The organism is uncultured Bradyrhizobium sp. (assembly GCF_947648125.1).
Classification (GTDB): Bacteria; Pseudomonadota; Alphaproteobacteria; order Rhizobiales; family Xanthobacteraceae; genus Bradyrhizobium.
The window spans coordinates 243,448-258,909 of the sequence record NZ_CANSMR010000008.1; the positions used below are offsets into that span (position 1 = coordinate 243,448).

Consider the following 15,462-nt stretch of genomic DNA (forward strand, 5'->3'; position numbering starts at 1 on the left):
CGCGGCCCGAGTTGGAATGCCATGCGCGTGTCCGTTGTTGAACGCTTTCGTTTCCCCTGTTTGCGACAGGTTGCCGTAACCCTCGCCTTGGTCGTTAGCCTCGGGACTGCGGTGCACGCGCAAACTGGCGGTCAGGGCGGCGGCAACTTCAATGGCCTTGGCGGTGGTTGTGGCGGCGCAGCCGGTGCGAGCAGCGCGACGACAACCGGCGGAGCCGGCGGAAACGGCAGCTGTGCTAACTCCGGTGGTGGCGGCGGGGGCGCGGGCACGACCGGCGGCAAGGGCGGCACGAGCCCTGATGGCGCGGCCGGCGGCGCCGGGGGGATCGCGGGTGTCGCCGGCCGCGCTGGCGGCGACGGTGTGGGTGCCCCGGGAGGGCCTCAAGGCGCCGGGCAGGGCGGCGGCGGCGGCGGTGGTGCGCATGGCCTCGTGGTTACGACCGGCTCCACCCTGACAACGAGCGTGACGGGCGGCAATGGCGGCAATGGCGGTGCCGGCATCGCCGACGCCGGCGGCGGTGGCGGCGCAGGCGGCTACGGCGTTGTCGTCGAGAACGGTGTCAACGTCGTAGTCAATGCCGCGGCGACCGGCGGTAAGGGCGGAGCCGGCGGCAGCTCACAAAATCCGTTCGGTGCCAATGGCGGTGACGGCGGCTTTGGGCTCTTTGTCACGGGCGCGTCGATCATCACCAACAACTCCGGCATCATTGGTGGCAACGGCGGCGCCGGCGGCGTCAACGTCGGCTGTTGTCCGTCGTTCGGTGGCAAAGGCGGCAACGGCGCGGCCGGAGTCTCGCTTGCGCCAGGCGGCACGCTGGTGAATTCGGCGACGATCATCGGCGGCACTGGCGGCGTCGGCGGCAACACCACCGACCCCAACAACAGCGCGGCTGCCGGAACCGGCGGCAGGGGTGGTGCCGGCGTGACCGGGTCCAACGCAACGATCAACAACAGCGGGACGATCACGGGCGGGACGGGCGGTACCGCAGGAACTGGCGTCACCCCCAGCGTAGCCGGGAGCTCCGGTGCCGGGATCAGCGGCGACAACCTCACGATCATCAACAGCGGATCGATTTCCGGTGCGTCCGGGGCTAACGCCATCACCTTCACCGGCGGCAGCAATTTCCTCCAGTTGCAAGGCGGATGGAGCCTCAATGGCAATCTGGCGGTCAATGGCAGCGGCAGCCTGACATTCACGCAAACCGCTCCGGTGGTGCTGTCGAATGTGATCACGGGTACGGGCAGCATCGTCCAGAGCGGTCACGGGACGCTGACCCTGACGGCGGCGGAAAGCTATTCCGGCGCGACGACCATCAATTCCGGCGCAACGCTGGCGCTGTCAGCTTTCGGCAGCATCTCGAATTCGAGCGTCGTGACGGTCAATGGCACATTCGATATTTCGGCATCATCGTTCTTCCTCAACAGGATCACGACGCTCGCGGGCGGTGGATCGGTTGCGCTCGGCAACAACGCGCTGGTGATTACCGCCGGTTCGACGGAGTTTTCCGGCGCGATCAACGGCTCGCGCACAGGGGGCCTCGAGATCGCCGGCGGAACGCTGACCCTGTCCGGCGCCAACGGCTATTTCGGCTTTACCCAGATCGATGCCGGCGCGACGCTCGCGCTCAAGGGAAACGGTTCGATCGCCAATTCGGTCAATGTCGTGTTCGCTTCGGGCGCAGGAATCGGCACATTCGATATTTCGCAGACCAATAGCGGTGCGAGCGTCGCCGGCCTGTATGACCCGACCGGCCTCAGCATCGTTTCTCTCGGCGCCAAGACGCTGACCATCACCAGCAGGGTAGGCCCCTACGACGGCGTCATCCAGGATGGCGGCATTGGTGGCGGCACCGGCGGCAATGTGACGATCGCTTCTGGCGGCCTGGCAAGATTCGGCGGCGCCAACACCTATACCGGGCTGACCACGATCAACGCCGGCGGCCAACTCGACCTGATCAGCGGCGGCAGCATTGCGTCCTCAAAGGCCGTGATCAACGACGGCATCTTCGATATATCGCGCGCGGGCGGCGGTGTCTCGATCAACAGTCTTTCCGGGACCAGCATCGCCGGCACCGTGAACCTCGGTGCCAATACACTGACCTTCACCAATGCCAACGGCACGTTCGCCGGCGTCATTGGGGACGGCGGCGCGGGCGGCGGTGTGGCGATCTCCGGCGGCAAGGAAATCCTGACCGGCATCAACACCTACACCGGCGCCACCACTGTCACCGGCGGCACCCTTGAAGTGGACGGCACGATCGCCAACTCGCTGAAAGTGACGGTCAATTCCGGCGGCACGTTGAGCGGCACCGGCATCGTCGGTGCTCCGACCGTCGTCTTTTTCCACAACGGCGCCACGTTGACATTGTTAGGCGCCAACCCCGGCGCCACCACCGCCGTTGATGGTACGATTGTGGTGAAGGAGCCGGTCACCGACGACACCTTGAGGGGCGGCTTCGCCATTCCGGCACCCACGACCATCATGAGCGGAGGCTCGCTTGCGCCTGGGAGTGCTGCAGATCCGACCGGCACACTGACGATCAACGGCGCACTCGCCTTCCAATCCGGCGCGATCTATCAGGTGCAGGTGACGCCGACCGCTGCGGCATCGACCAATGTCAACTCGAACGCGACACTTGGAGGCGCGACCGTCAATGCAGTGTTCGCCAACGGCAGCTACATCTCCAGGCAGTATACGATCCTGAACGCCGCTGGAGGCATATCCGGCACGTTTGCATCCAACATCGCCAATACCAACCTGCCGACGAATTTCACCGACACGCTGAGCTACGACGCCACCCACGCCTATCTCAATCTGGCGCTGAATTTTCCGTCCCCCAACTTTGGCGGCGGCCTTTCCACCAACCAGCAGAACGTCGCGAACACGCTGGTTAACTACTTCAATGCGACCGGCGGCATTGCGATGGCCTATGGCACGCTCACGCCGGCGGGGCTGACTCAGGCCTCCGGCGAACTGGCGACCGGCTCGCAGCAGACGACGTTCGATGCAATGAACCTGTTCATGGGGCTGCTCACCGATCCCTTCATGAACCGCACCGGCGCGGCGGGTTCGATGCCGGGAGCGTCTGGCTATGCGGAGGAGGGCAAAGCGAACGCCTATGCCGCGACCCGGAAGACCGATGCATTCGCGATGTTCACCAAGGCGCCGTCGGTGCCGTTCGTGCCGCGCTGGAACGTCTGGGCCGCCGGCTTCGGCGGTTCGCAATCGACCAGCGGCAACGCCGTCGTCGGATCGAACGACACCACCAGCAGCATCTATGGCACGGCGGTCGGCGCCGACTATCTGTTCTCGCCGAACACCATTGCGGGATTTGCAATTGCCGGCGGCGGCACCAGCTTCTCGGTCGCGGGCAGCGGCAGCGGCCGCTCCGATCTGTTCCAGGCCGGCGCCTATGTCCGCCACACCGAAGGTGCGGCCTATGTCTCCGCCGCGCTCGCCTATGGTTGGCAGGACATCACCACCAACCGCACTGTGACGGCCGCGGGCGTCGACCAGCTTCGCGCCGAGTTCAACGCCAACGCCTATTCGGGGCGGCTCGAGAGCGGCTATCGTTTCGTCGCGCCGTGGATCGGCGGCGTCGGCATCACGCCTTACGCCGCGGGCCAGTTCACGACCTTCGAGCTGCCTGGCTACGCCGAGCGGGTGATCTCGGGCCTGTCGACGTTTGCGCTGACCTATGGCGGCAAGAGCCTGACCGATACGCGCAGCGAGCTCGGCCTTCGCACCGACAAGTCCTTCCCGGTGCAGGACGGCATCCTGACGCTGCGCACACGTTTCGCCTGGGCCCACGACTACGACCCCAGCCGCTCGGCTGCCGCGACCTTCCAGGCGCTGCCGGGCGCCAGCTTTGTCGTCAACGGCGCGGCGCAGGCCAGCGACTCCGCGCTGACCACGGCCTCGGTCGAGATGAACTGGCGCAACGGCTGGTCGGCGGCCGCGACGTTCGAGGGCGAATTCTCCAACGTTACCTCGAGCTACGCCGGCAAGGGCCTGGTGCGCTATCAGTGGTGAGACGGGAGCGTTTCCGCTTCCGTGAGCCCGACGTCACGCGCGTGATTACCTGAGGCGTAATCGTGCGTGCGATCTCCCTTTGCGATGGTCGGTGCATCGGCGGCGATGTTGCCGATCGATCTGCAAAGGGAAATACATCATGGCCATCCAACCGCTTTATGCGACCGCGAGCGACGGCACAAAACTGTTCGTGCAGGATTGGGGCTCGGGCAAGCCGGTGCTGCTGCTTGCCGCATGGACGTTCAACTCTAGCGTCTGGGGCAGCCAGATCGTGGCACTGAACGCCAAGGGTTTTCGTTGCGTCGCACCCGACCGGCGCGGCCACGGCCGTTCCGAGATGCCGATGACGGGATATGATCTCGACACGCTGACCGACGACGTCGCCGCCGTGATCCAGAAGTACGATCTCCATGATGTCACGATCGTCGCGCATTCGATGGGATCGATCGAGGCGGTGAACTATCTGGCGCGTCACGGTGCGGAGCGCATCGCGCGGCTGGTCCTGGTGGCGCCGACCACGCCGTTCATCGTCCAGACCGAGGACAATCCGGTCGCGGTGCCGAGAGCGATGGTCGAGGCCCAGAATGCCGCGATCGCGCAGGACTTCCCGAAATGGATGGGCGAGAACGAGGCGCCGTTCTTCATGCCCGACACACCCGAAGTCACGCGGGCCTGGATCAGGGAGATGATGGTGAGCGTGCCGCTGCCGGTGGCGCTGGCCTGCCGCAGGACCATCTCGTCTGCCGATCTGCGCGCCGCGGCCAAAAGCATCGATTGTCCGACGCTGATCGTGCACGGCGACAAGGATGCCAGCGCACCGCTCGAATTGACCGGCGCGAAGACGGCAGCACTGATCAGGGGAAGCAAGCTCGCCATCTATGAAGGCGCGCCGCACGCTTTGCCGCTGACGCACAGCGCGCGCCTGATGGCCGACCTGCTGGCGTTCATCGACGCTTAGCTCGCCCGCGCGATATCGGCACGGATCCAGCGCGCCGCCCAGACGAACAGCAGCGCGCCGAGCGTCGTCGTCACCGCGGCCGACAGCAGCGAGTAGCGAACCGCATCCGTGCCGTATGCGCCTTTCAGGGCGTCATTGATCATGCCGACGGCGAGGGGGCCGACGCCCTGGCCGAAGCAGGTCGCGGTGAGCAGCACGATCGCCGAGGCCAGCGCCCGCATGCTGGGCTTTGCGACTGTCTGCGCGATCGCAAAGATCGGGCCGAGATGGAAGCCGACCATGAACGAGGTCAGCGCAAGGGTGGCGACCATCAGCGTGAAGCTTTGCGTCAGCATGCACAGCGCGAAGACGGGACCGGCGAGGCCGGACATGATCGCGGGCGCCCACAGCTTCCAGCGATCATCGCGGCGGCCGATCTGCGCCACCACGAGGCCGCCGATCAATGTGCCCGCCATGCCGGCGAGGCCCTTGAAGGTGCCGGCATAGGTGCCGATCTCGGCGCTGGTGAGATGATGGATGCGCGCCAGGAACGGCGGGATCCACACCGCGGTAGCGTAGTTGGTGTAGGTCGTGAGGCAAAAGCCGACCAGCACGATGACGAAGCTCGGCTGCGACATCAGGAAGCCCAGCGTCGGCCCGATCGGCTCGGCCTTGAAAGTCTCGGCCATCGCACCGCGCCTCGGCTCGGAGATCGTCAGCCACAGCACCGCGGCGAGCGCGATGCCGGGCAGGCCGGCGGTGAAGAAGGCCATCCGCCAGCCATAGTGCTGATCGACATAGCCGCCGATGAAATAGCCGAGGAAGACGCCGAGATAGGTGCCGATCGCGTAGATCCCGAGCGCGCGCGGACGCTCGTTCTTGTCGAACAGATCCGCGATCATCGATTGCGAGGCCGGCGTGCCCGCGGATTCCCCGATTCCGACGCCGACCCGCGCCAGCGCTAGCGTCGCGACGCTGGAGGCCAGGCCGCAGAGATAGGTCATCGCGCTCCAAAACGCGAAGGCGATTGCTACGATGTTGCGGCGGTTGAGGCGATCGGCCATCCGCGCGATGGGAATGCCGAGCAGCGAGTAGAACAGCACGAAGCCGAACCCGGCGAGCAGGCCCATCGTGGTGTCGCTGAGCGCGAACTCCTTCTTGATGGGCTCGATCAGGACATTGAAGATCGTACGGTCGAGGAAGTTGAGGGCGTAGATGATCGTGAGCAAAGCGAGGACGTAGTAGCGGCGGGCGGCAGGCCTGGCGCTGACTTGCGGTTGCGCAGCCGCCTGCGGTGCGACATCGACCATGACTTCCTCCCCCGGTGATCGCTGGTCTTTTCTTGTTTGCCTGTGCGCGGGCCTTACGCCTCGCGGATGTAATTCCCCGCCTCGAATTCGACCGGCCTGGCATCGGCGTCGAACGACACGCCGATCGGGTCGCGGCCGGCGGCCATCGCCTCGAGCTGGTCAGAGAGCATTCGGCGGATCATCAGGATGCCGCGGTCGCTCTGGCCGAAATGCTCTTCCGAATGAACAGTCACCGGCCCCTGGCCGACCTGCGCCTCATAGTCGCCGGGGAATTGCTGGTGCTCCTGCTCCGTCATGTCCCACCAGAACTTGCCGTTGAACTTCGAGCGCATGCGGCCGATATCGCCAGCGGTCTTGACCCGGCCGGCGACATAGATGCGGAACGAGGTGTCGTCGATCGGCAGGGTCCAGCCGATCGATTCGACGCGGGCGAATTGCGCGACCCGCGGATTGGGCACGACGCGGAGCGTGGGCAGGGCAGCCTCGGTGACGCGATAGAACACCTTGCCGTCGTCCTGCCGGCGGATCGAGCGCACCGCGACGCCGCGCGGCGACATCTCGAACTTCACCTCGGGCATCGAGGCCATCATGGTGGTGAATTGCGGCCCTGAGAACGAGCCGTGCAGCACCGGCACATGATAGGGGTCGGCGACGTTCTCGAAATGCTGCAACCAGTTGCAGGGGATCACGGCAGGGCCGCCGCCGCCGATCGAGGAATCGTCGGCCTCCACGAATTCGCCGTCGTCCATATTCTCCAGGCACTCGTAGCGCGGCAGCACCGGCTTCTTATCGGCTGGGCCCATATAGGCGAAGATCAGGCCGTAGCGTTCCTGCACCGGATACCAGGGCTGGCGGACCTTGTCCTTGAACAGGCCCCCTTCGGGCTCGCAGGGCTGTTCGAGGCAGCGGCCCTCGGTGTCGAATTTCCAGCCGTGATAGCAGCAGCGGATGCCGTCTTCCTCGACCTTGCCATAATAAAGCGTGGTGCCGCGATGGCAGCAGCGCGCATGCAGCAGGCCGACCCGGCCATGCCGGTCGCGGAACAGGATCAGGTCTTCGCCGAGCGCACGGACTTTTCTGGGGATATCGGTGGCGTCGCCTACGAGCCCGATCGGGTGCCAGTAGCGGCGCAGCAGCTCGCCCATCGGCGTGCCGCGGACGACCGAGGTGAGCTCGGTCCGGGTGGTGGACGGCTTCATCGCATAGGCCGTACCGAGGTCGCGGTCCCGCTGGGTGATGGTCATGCTGTGTCCTCCCCGCCGCCGGACTTTCTGCCCGCGGTCGCTGTGTCGTTGACCAAGTCAACGATAGGTCGATGACAGTGTCAACGATCTCGTTTAGCTTGGCAGCGACAGGCTTTGTTGGCAGAGGTTGGCGATGACCGAGAAGCTCAGGACTGCGAGGGCCCTGCCGCCGGAGGCGGTGGTCGATGCCGAGCTGGCGCCGATCACCGCGATGATGTCGTCGCGGCTGATGGTGCTGGCTAACCTGCTCAGGCGCGGTGCGCTGCTGCGCTACAAGCGCCTGACCGGCCTGTCCTCGGTCGAGTTCGGCCTGGTTGCCTCGCTCGGCCGGCGGCCGCCGATGAGCGTGGTGCGGCTTGCCGAAGCCGTCGGCATGGACAAGGGGCAGATCAGCCGTGCGCTCGCTGAGCTCGTCGCGCGCAAGCTGGTGTCCAAGGCGGCCAACCCGCGTGACAATCGGGAAACACTTGTCTCCCTGACCAAAGCCGGGCTCGCCGCCCATGACGCCATTGTGGCCGGTGCACAGGAGCGAAACCGGCGCCTGCTGGAACAGCTTGGTCCGCAGGATCTCGAGTTGCTGCTCGGGCATATCGATCGGCTGACGCAGACCGCGGCCGAGATGCTCGCTGCCGAGCGGGAGCTGGGCTGATATGGGGAACGCGCAGGGCAAAGGACGGCCGCCGCGGCGTCCCCCGTTGCGGCAAGCGCTTCCGCCTGATGCGGCAAAGAGCCCGCGGGAGGGACGGTAAAAGCGTCAAAATTGCTTGTCTTGCGCCCCCTGTTGCGCTGCGCTAAAGCCTCAAGAACAATTCCAATCAACGAATCTGCGGCACGTCCGAAACCGCAGCAAGAAGGCCTCGCCGATGACCGGCATCCTGCAGAATTATCTCCCACTTGTGGTCTTTATCGGAGTCGCGAGCCTGATCGGGCTGGCGCTCCTGATCGCGCCGTTCCTGGTCGCGTTCCAGTCGCCGGATCCGGAAAAGCTGTCCGCTTATGAATGCGGATTCAACGCTTTTGATGACGCCCGCATGAAGTTCGACGTCCGGTTCTATCTGGTGGCGATCCTCTTCATCATCTTCGATCTCGAAGTGGCGTTCCTGTTCCCCTGGGCCGTGGCGTTCGGAAAACTGGGCGCGACCGGCTTCTGGTCGATGATGGTATTCCTGGCCGTGCTGACGGTCGGGTTCGCGTATGAATGGAAGAAAGGCGCGCTCGAATGGGATTGAGCCCCACCGCCGCATCCTCGCAGCCGGCGATAGCGCAGGCGCCGAGAGGCATTCTCGATCCGTCGACCGGCAAGCCGGTCGGCGCCAACGATCCGTTTTTCCTCGAGGTCAATCACGAGCTGTCCGACAAGGGCTTCTTCGTCGCCGCGGCCGATGACCTGATCACGTGGGCGCGCACCGGCTCGTTGATGTGGATGACCTTCGGTCTCGCCTGCTGCGCGGTCGAGATGATGCAGGTCTCGATGCCGCGCTACGACGTCGAGCGCTTCGGCTTTGCACCGCGTGCCTCGCCGCGGCAGTCCGACGTGATGATCGTTGCAGGCACGCTGACCAACAAGATGGCGCCCGCGCTGCGCAAGGTCTACGACCAGATGCCGGAGCCGCGCTACGTCATCTCGATGGGCTCGTGCGCCAACGGCGGCGGCTACTACCACTATTCCTACTCGGTGGTGCGTGGCTGCGACCGGATCGTGCCGATCGACATCTACGTGCCGGGCTGTCCGCCCACGGCGGAGGCGCTACTCTACGGCGTGCTGCTGCTGCAGAAGAAGATCCGCCGTATCGGCACCATCGAACGCTAAGGTTTCAGGCATGGACGACGGCAAGCTCGACGCCCTTGGGCAGACGATCGTGAGCGCGCTTCCGGGCGCCGCCACGGCGCACTCGGTCGCGTTCAATCAACTCACTATCGACGTCGAGATTGGCAGAATCGTGGACGTCGTCAGTTTTCTGCGTGACGATCCGAACTGCCGCTTCGTCAACTTCACCGACGCGACCGCGGTCGACTATCCGAGCCGCGAAAAGCGCTTTGATGTCGTCTACCATCTGCTGTCGCCGACGCTGAACACGCGCATCCGCGTGCGCGGCCAGGCTGACGAGACCACGCAGGTGCCGTCGATCATTGGCGTCTTCCCCGGCGCCGACTGGTTCGAGCGCGAGACCTACGATCTCTATGGCGTGATCTTTATCGGGCATCCGGACATGCGTCGCCTGCTGACGGACTACGGCTTCGACGGCCATCCGCTGCGCAAGGATTTCCCGCTCACCGGCTTCGTCGAGGTTCGCTACGACGACCAGGAGAAGCGGGTGCTGTACGAGCCGGTCCGGCTCAACCAGGAGTTCCGCAAGTTCGATTTCCTGTCTCCGTGGGAGGGGGCCGACTACCCCTTGCCGGGTGACGAAAAGGCGAAGGCGGAACCGAAGGCCTGATCATGAACGAACAGAATCTTCGCAATTTCACCATCAACTTTGGACCGCAGCATCCGGCTGCGCACGGCGTGCTTCGCCTCGTGCTGGAGCTCGACGGCGAAGTCGTCGAGCGCGTTGATCCGCATATCGGCCTGCTTCACCGTGGCACCGAGAAGCTGATCGAGCACAAGACCTATCTGCAGGCGATTCCGTATTTCGACCGGCTCGACTACGTCGCGCCGATGAACCAGGAGCATGCGTTCTGCCTCGCGGCGGAGAAGCTGCTCGGCATCACGGTGCCGCGCCGCGGCCAGTTGATCCGCGTGCTGTATTGCGAGATCGGCCGCATCCTCTCGCATCTGCTCAACGTCACCACGCAGGCGATGGACGTCGGCGCGCTGACCCCGCCGCTGTGGGGCTTCGAAGAGCGCGAGAAGCTGATGGTGTTCTATGAGCGCGCCTCGGGCTCGCGCATGCACGCGGCGTACTTCCGCGTCGGCGGCGTGCACCAGGATCTGCCGCCGAAGCTGATCGACGATATCGAGGCGTGGTGCGATCCGTTCCTCAAGGTCGTCGACGACCTCGATACGCTGTTGACCGGCAACCGCATCTTCAAGCAGCGCAACGTCGATATCGGCGTTGTGCCGCTGAAGGAGGCCTGGGAGTGGGGCTTCTCCGGCGTGATGGTGCGCGGCTCGGGCGCGGCCTGGGACCTGCGCAAGTCGCAGCCCTATGAGTGCTACGCCGAGATGGATTTCGACATTCCGATCGGCAAGAACGGCGACTGCTACGACCGCTATCTGATCCGCATGGAAGAGATGCGCCAGTCAGTGCGCATCATGAAGCAGTGCATCCAGAAGCTGAAGGCTGCGGACGGCCAGGGCCCGGTCGTGGTCGAGGACAACAAGATCGCGCCGCCGCGCCGCGGTGACATGAAGCGCTCGATGGAAGCGCTGATCCATCACTTCAAGCTCTACACCGAAGGCGTGCACGTGCCGGCCGGCGAGGTCTATGCCGCGGTCGAGGCGCCGAAGGGCGAGTTCGGCGTCTATCTCGTCGCCGACGGCACCAACAAGCCCTACAAGTGCAAGATCCGCGCGCCGGGCTTCGCCCATCTGCAGGCGATGGATCACATCTGCAAGGGCCATCTGCTGGCCGACGTTTCCGCCATCCTTGGCTCGCTGGACATCGTGTTCGGCGAGGTCGACCGGTGATGATGTCCGCATCCGCACCGCGCGCAATGAGAGTTTGATCGATGTCCGTCCGCCGCCTTGCCCCGAAGGAATTGCAGCCCGCGAGCTTCACGTTCACGGACGAGAATCTCGCCTGGGCCAAGAAGCAGATCGAGAAATATCCGCCGGGCCGCCAGGCCTCGGCTGCGATCGCGATTCTGTGGCGTGTGCAGGAGCAGCATGACGGCTGGGTGTCGGAAGCCGCGATCCGCGCCGTCGCCGACCTGCTCGAGATGCCGCATATCCGCATGCTGGAGATCGCGACCTTCTACACGATGTTCCAGCTCTCGCCGGTCGGCAAGAAGGCGCATGTCCAGGTCTGCGGCACCACGCCGTGCCGGCTGCGCGGCGCTGCCGACCTGATCGAGGTGTGCCAGCATCGCATCCATCACGATCCCTTCCAGCTGTCGAAGGACGGCAACTTCTCCTGGGAAGAGGTCGAGTGCTTGGGGGCCTGCGTGAACGCGCCGATGGTGCTGATCTGGAAGGACACCTATGAGGACCTGACCAAGGAAAGCTTCGGCAAGGTGCTCGACGGCTTCGCCGCCGGCAATCCGCCGAAGCCGGGCCCGCAGACCGACCGTCAGTTCTCGGCGCCCGCGGGTGGGCCGACGACGCTGAAGGAAACCACCTGATGCGTGGCTTTCAGGTGCAGGCAAACGGGCAGGAAAAGAAGCCGGGAAGGGGCGCTGCGATGAGGGCCTGGCGCACGATCGCCCTGCACACAGCTGTTGCGGCCGGCTTCATGTTCCTGCTGCAGCGCTACGGATTGAGCGCCACGCTGGAATCCAGCCTGTTGTGGGCCATCGTGTTCGGCGGCTGCGCCGCCGGGCTCGCATATTCGCAAGCCAATCGGTGATGTTCGGAAAGTTTTGAGCATGCTCAGCGACAAGGACCGCATCTTCAAGAACCTCTACGGCCTCCATGATTGGGGCCTCGAGGGCGCGCGCCGCCGAGGCGCCTGGGATGGCACCAAGGGGATCATCGACAAGGGCCGCGACTGGATCATCAACGAGATGAAGGCCTCGGGCCTGCGTGGCCGCGGCGGTGCAGGTTTCCCGACCGGCATGAAGTGGTCCTTCATGCCGAAGGAATCCAAGGACGGCCGTCCGAGCTATCTCGTCGTCAACGCGGACGAGTCGGAGCCCGGCACCTGCAAGGACCGCGAGATCATGCGGCACGATCCGCATCTCCTGGTCGAAGGCTGCCTGCTCGCGAGCTTCGCGATGGGCGCGCACGCCTGCTACGTCTACATCCGCGGTGAGTTCATCCGTGAGCGCGAGCGCCTGCAGGCCGCGATCGACCAGGCCTATGAGGCCAAGCTGGTCGGCAAGGACAACATCAACGGCTGGCCGTTCGACATCTATGTCGCGCACGGCGCCGGCGCCTATATCTGCGGCGAGGAGACCGCGCTGCTCGAGAGCCTCGAAGGCAAGAAGGGCCAGCCGCGGCTGAAGCCGCCGTTCCCGGCCAATGTTGGCCTCTATGGCTGCCCGACCACCGTCAACAACGTTGAGTCGATTGCGGTCGCGCCCGACATCCTGCGCCGCGGCGCCGCCTGGTTCGCCGCCATCGGCCGTCCGAACAATGTCGGCACCAAGCTGTTCTGCATCTCCGGTCACGTCGAGCGGCCCTGCAACGTCGAAGAGGCGATGGGGATTCCTTTCCGCGAGCTGATCGAGAAACATTGCGGCGGCATTCGCGGCGGCTGGGACAATCTGAAGGCGGTCATCCCCGGCGGCTCGTCGGTGCGCATGGTGCCGGCCGACCAGATCATCGACACGCCGATGGATTTCGACAGCCTGAGCAAGCTGCGCTCGGGCCTCGGCACCGCGGCCGTGATCGTGATGGACAAGTCGACCGACCTGATCCGGGCGATCGCGCGCATCTCCTATTTCTACAAGCATGAGAGCTGCGGCCAGTGCACGCCGTGCCGCGAGGGCACCGGCTGGATGTGGCGCGTGCTGACCCGCATGGCCGACGGCCGCGCCCACAAGCGCGAGATCGACATGCTGCTGGAGGTCACAAAGCAGGTCGAGGGCCACACCATCTGCGCGCTCGGCGACGCCGCGGCGTGGCCGATCCAGGGTCTGATTGCGCACTTCCGTCACGAGATTGAAGAGCGCATCGATCAGTATTCGCACAAGGCCGATCTCGACGATCAGGGCGTTCGTGATCCCGTCCATATGGTCGCGGCGGAGTAGAGAAGAGACATGAGCAAGATCATCGTCGATGGCAAAGAGATCGATGTGCCGCCGGAGTACACGCTGTTGCAAGCGTGTGAGGCGGCCGGCGCCGAGATTCCGCGCTTCTGCTATCACGAGCGGCTGTCGATCGCGGGCAACTGCCGGATGTGCTTGGTCGAAGTGAAGGGCGGCCCGAAGCCGGTCGCGAGCTGCGCCTGGGCCGTGCGCGACTGCCGTCCCGGCCCGAAGGGCGAGCCGCCGGAGATCTCGACCCGTTCGCCGATGGTGAGGAAGGCACGCGAAGGCGTGATGGAATTCCTGCTGATCAACCATCCGCTGGACTGCCCGATCTGCGATCAGGGCGGCGAGTGCGACTTGCAGGACCAGGCGATGGGCTACGGCGTCGACACCAGCCGTTTCGCCGAGAACAAGCGGGCGGTCGAGGACAAGTATCTCGGCGCGCTGGTCAAGACCTCGATGAACCGCTGCATCCAGTGCACGCGCTGCGTCCGCTTCTCCGCCGAAGTCTGCGGCGCGCCGGAAATGGGCGCGACCGGCCGCGGCGAGGACATGGAGATCACCACCTATCTCGAGCAGGCGCTGAGCTCGGAGCTGCAGGGCAATCTCGTCGATATTTGCCCGGTCGGTGCGCTGACCTCGAAGCCCTATGCCTTTGCGGCGCGCCCGTGGGAGCTCGGCAAGACGCAATCGGTCGACGTCATGGACGGCGTCGGCTCGGCGATCCGGGTCGACACCCGCGGCCGCGAGGTGATGCGCATCCTGCCGCGCATCAACGAGGCGGTGAACGAGGAGTGGATCTCCGACAAGACCCGCCACGTCGTCGACGGCCTGCGCATGCAGCGCCTCGATCGGCCCTATGTGCGCGAGAACGGCCAGCTTAGGCCTGCGACCTGGCAGGAAGCCTTTGCTGCCATCGCCGCCAAGGCCGGCCGCACCGACGGCAAGCGGATCGGTGCGATCGCGGGCGATCTCGCCGCGGTCGATGAGATGTACGCGCTGAAGGAGCTGCTCGCGAAGTTCGGCTCGGTCAATCTGGCAGTGCAGGGCGGCGACGCGTTCGACGCCAAGGCCGGCCGTGGTTCCTACATCTTCAACCCGACCATTGCAGGCATTGACCAGGCCGATACGATCCTGATCATCGGCTCGCATCCGCGCAAGGAAGCCGCCGTGCTGAACGCGCGGATCCGCAAGCGCTGGCGCACCGGCGGGCTCAAGGTCGGCATCATCGGCGCCAAGGCCGATTTCACCTATGACCATGAGTATCTCGGCGCAGGCACTGACACGCTCGCCGATCTCGTGGCCGGCAAGCATTCCTTTGCCGACGTACTGAAGAACGCCAAGAACCCCATCATCCTGGTCGGCGCCGGCGCCTACACCAGGCATGACGGCGCGGCGGTGCTGGCGCAGGCGGCCAAGCTCGCCGTTGACGTCGGTGCGGTGAAGGACGGCTGGAACGGCTTTGCCGTGTTGCAGGACACCGCCTCACGCGCCGGTGCGCTCGATATCGGCTTCTCGCCAGCGGCCGGCGGCCTGACTACGGCGCAGATGACGACCTTCGGGACCCTCGACCTGCTGTTCCTGCTCGGCGCCGACGAGATCAAGGCGCCGGATGGCACCTTCGTGGTCTATATAGGCACCCATGGCGACAAGGGCGCGCATCGCGCCGACGTGATCCTGCCGGGCGCCGCCTATACCGAGAAGTCCGGCATCTACGTCAACACCGAGGGCCGGGCGCAGATCGCCAACCGTGCCGCATTCCCGCCGGGCGAAGCCCGTGAGGACTGGGCGATTATCCGCGCGCTGTCCGACGTGCTCGGCAAGAAGCTGCCGTTCGACTCGTTGCAGGCGCTGCGCCGGGCGATGTTCAAGACCTATCCGCACCTGATGCGGCTCGACCAGATCGAGGCCGGCAAGGCCGACGACGTCAAGGCGCTGGCGGGCAAGGGCGGCAGCGTCGACAAGGTGGCATTCAAGCCGACCGTCGAGGATTTCTATCTGACCAACCCGATCGCGCGGGCTTCTGCCGTGATGGCGGAATGCTCGCGGCTGGCGTCGGGCCGAATGCTGACGGCAGCGGAGTGAG

Annotated in this window: 13 protein-coding genes; 11 read left to right on the top strand and 2 right to left on the bottom strand. The window is 65.3% G+C overall.

Annotated features, from left to right (window positions below; translation table 11 throughout):
• Nucleotides 1–111 precede the first annotated feature (111 nt).
• Nucleotides 112–4,032, top strand: coding sequence for an autotransporter domain-containing protein (locus Q0030_RS17450; RefSeq protein ID WP_298369365.1), 3,921 nt, complete (start codon nucleotides 112–114; stop codon nucleotides 4,030–4,032).
• 139 nt (nucleotides 4,033–4,171) lie between these two features.
• On the top strand, nucleotides 4,172–4,990 hold the full coding sequence (locus Q0030_RS17455) for an alpha/beta hydrolase (protein ID WP_298369368.1): 819 nt from the start codon (nucleotides 4,172–4,174) through the stop codon (nucleotides 4,988–4,990).
• On the opposite strand, the gene Q0030_RS17460 is transcribed toward Q0030_RS17455, so the two are convergent.
• Both Q0030_RS17460 and Q0030_RS17465 read right to left on the bottom strand, forming a co-directional pair.
• Nucleotides 4,987–6,279 carry an MFS transporter gene (locus Q0030_RS17460; RefSeq protein WP_298369371.1) on the bottom strand — a complete coding sequence of 431 codons (1,293 nt, stop codon included), beginning with the start codon at nucleotides 6,277–6,279 and terminating at the stop codon, nucleotides 4,987–4,989. The two genes, Q0030_RS17455 and Q0030_RS17460, sit on opposite strands and share 4 nt — an antisense overlap.
• Before the next feature lie 53 nt (nucleotides 6,280–6,332).
• Complete coding sequence (locus Q0030_RS17465; protein ID WP_298369373.1) at nucleotides 6,333–7,523, bottom strand: aromatic ring-hydroxylating dioxygenase subunit alpha; 1,191 nt, start codon at nucleotides 7,521–7,523, stop codon at nucleotides 6,333–6,335.
• 133 nt (nucleotides 7,524–7,656) lie between these two features.
• Between Q0030_RS17465 and Q0030_RS17470 the strand changes: the two genes are divergently transcribed.
• The 9 genes from Q0030_RS17470 to nuoG all read left to right on the top strand — a co-directional run bounded on the left by Q0030_RS17470 (nucleotide 7,657) and on the right by nuoG (nucleotide 15,461).
• Nucleotides 7,657–8,172 carry a MarR family transcriptional regulator gene (locus tag Q0030_RS17470; RefSeq protein ID WP_298369376.1) on the top strand — a complete coding sequence of 172 codons (516 nt, stop codon included), beginning with the start codon at nucleotides 7,657–7,659 and terminating at the stop codon, nucleotides 8,170–8,172.
• Between the two features lie 214 nt (nucleotides 8,173–8,386).
• Nucleotides 8,387–8,752 carry an NADH-quinone oxidoreductase subunit A gene (locus Q0030_RS17475; protein WP_018271860.1) on the top strand — a complete coding sequence of 122 codons (366 nt, stop codon included), beginning with the start codon at nucleotides 8,387–8,389 and terminating at the stop codon, nucleotides 8,750–8,752.
• On the top strand, nucleotides 8,749–9,333 hold the full coding sequence (locus Q0030_RS17480; protein ID WP_171948160.1) for an NADH-quinone oxidoreductase subunit B: 585 nt from the start codon (nucleotides 8,749–8,751) through the stop codon (nucleotides 9,331–9,333). The genes Q0030_RS17475 and Q0030_RS17480 overlap by 4 nt, the downstream gene beginning before the upstream one ends.
• A gap of 10 nt (nucleotides 9,334–9,343) precedes the next feature.
• Nucleotides 9,344–9,961 (top strand): NADH-quinone oxidoreductase subunit C, encoded by a 618-nt coding sequence (locus Q0030_RS17485; protein WP_298369379.1) that lies wholly within the window; start codon nucleotides 9,344–9,346, stop codon nucleotides 9,959–9,961.
• A 2-nt stretch (nucleotides 9,962–9,963) separates the two neighbouring features.
• Entirely contained in the window at nucleotides 9,964–11,154 is a 1,191-nt protein-coding gene (locus tag Q0030_RS17490) for an NADH-quinone oxidoreductase subunit D (RefSeq protein ID WP_298369382.1), read from the top strand.
• A 41-nt stretch (nucleotides 11,155–11,195) separates the two neighbouring features.
• The gene (gene nuoE / locus Q0030_RS17495) at nucleotides 11,196–11,807 is read left to right on the top strand and encodes an NADH-quinone oxidoreductase subunit NuoE (protein WP_163153441.1); all 612 of its coding nucleotides are present in this window, start codon (nucleotides 11,196–11,198) and stop codon (nucleotides 11,805–11,807) included.
• Nucleotides 11,807–12,031, top strand: coding sequence for a hypothetical protein (locus tag Q0030_RS17500; protein WP_298369387.1), 225 nt, complete (start codon nucleotides 11,807–11,809; stop codon nucleotides 12,029–12,031). Before nuoE ends, Q0030_RS17500 begins: the two co-directional genes overlap by 1 nt.
• Nucleotides 12,032–12,050: 19 nt before the next feature.
• A complete protein-coding gene (nuoF, locus tag Q0030_RS17505) occupies nucleotides 12,051–13,376 on the top strand; it encodes an NADH-quinone oxidoreductase subunit NuoF (RefSeq protein WP_298369389.1) in 1,326 nt (441 codons plus the stop codon).
• Nucleotides 13,377–13,385: 9 nt separating this feature from the next.
• Nucleotides 13,386–15,461 (top strand): NADH-quinone oxidoreductase subunit NuoG, encoded by a 2,076-nt coding sequence (nuoG, locus tag Q0030_RS17510; RefSeq protein ID WP_298369392.1) that lies wholly within the window; start codon nucleotides 13,386–13,388, stop codon nucleotides 15,459–15,461.
• The last annotated feature ends 1 nt before the right edge of the window (nucleotide 15,462 follow it).

Bases quoted from the DNA above. Each gene is read 5' to 3' on its own strand.
- Q0030_RS17455 (WP_298369368.1), top strand. From the start codon at position 4,172: ATGGCCATCCAACCGCTTTATGCGACCGCGAGCGACGGCACAAAACTG.
- Q0030_RS17460 (WP_298369371.1), bottom strand. From the start codon at position 6,279: ATGGTCGATGTCGCACCGCAGGCGGCTGCGCAACCGCAAGTCAGCGCC.
- Q0030_RS17465 (WP_298369373.1), bottom strand. From the start codon at position 7,523: ATGACCATCACCCAGCGGGACCGCGACCTCGGTACGGCCTATGCGATG.
- Q0030_RS17470 (WP_298369376.1), top strand. From the start codon at position 7,657: ATGACCGAGAAGCTCAGGACTGCGAGGGCCCTGCCGCCGGAGGCGGTG.
- Q0030_RS17475 (WP_018271860.1), top strand. From the start codon at position 8,387: ATGACCGGCATCCTGCAGAATTATCTCCCACTTGTGGTCTTTATCGGA.
- Q0030_RS17485 (WP_298369379.1), top strand. From the start codon at position 9,344: ATGGACGACGGCAAGCTCGACGCCCTTGGGCAGACGATCGTGAGCGCG.
- Q0030_RS17490 (WP_298369382.1), top strand. From the start codon at position 9,964: ATGAACGAACAGAATCTTCGCAATTTCACCATCAACTTTGGACCGCAG.
- nuoE (WP_163153441.1), top strand. From the start codon at position 11,196: ATGTCCGTCCGCCGCCTTGCCCCGAAGGAATTGCAGCCCGCGAGCTTC.
- Q0030_RS17500 (WP_298369387.1), top strand. From the start codon at position 11,807: ATGCGTGGCTTTCAGGTGCAGGCAAACGGGCAGGAAAAGAAGCCGGGA.
- nuoF (WP_298369389.1), top strand. From the start codon at position 12,051: ATGCTCAGCGACAAGGACCGCATCTTCAAGAACCTCTACGGCCTCCAT.
- nuoG (WP_298369392.1), top strand. From the start codon at position 13,386: ATGAGCAAGATCATCGTCGATGGCAAAGAGATCGATGTGCCGCCGGAG.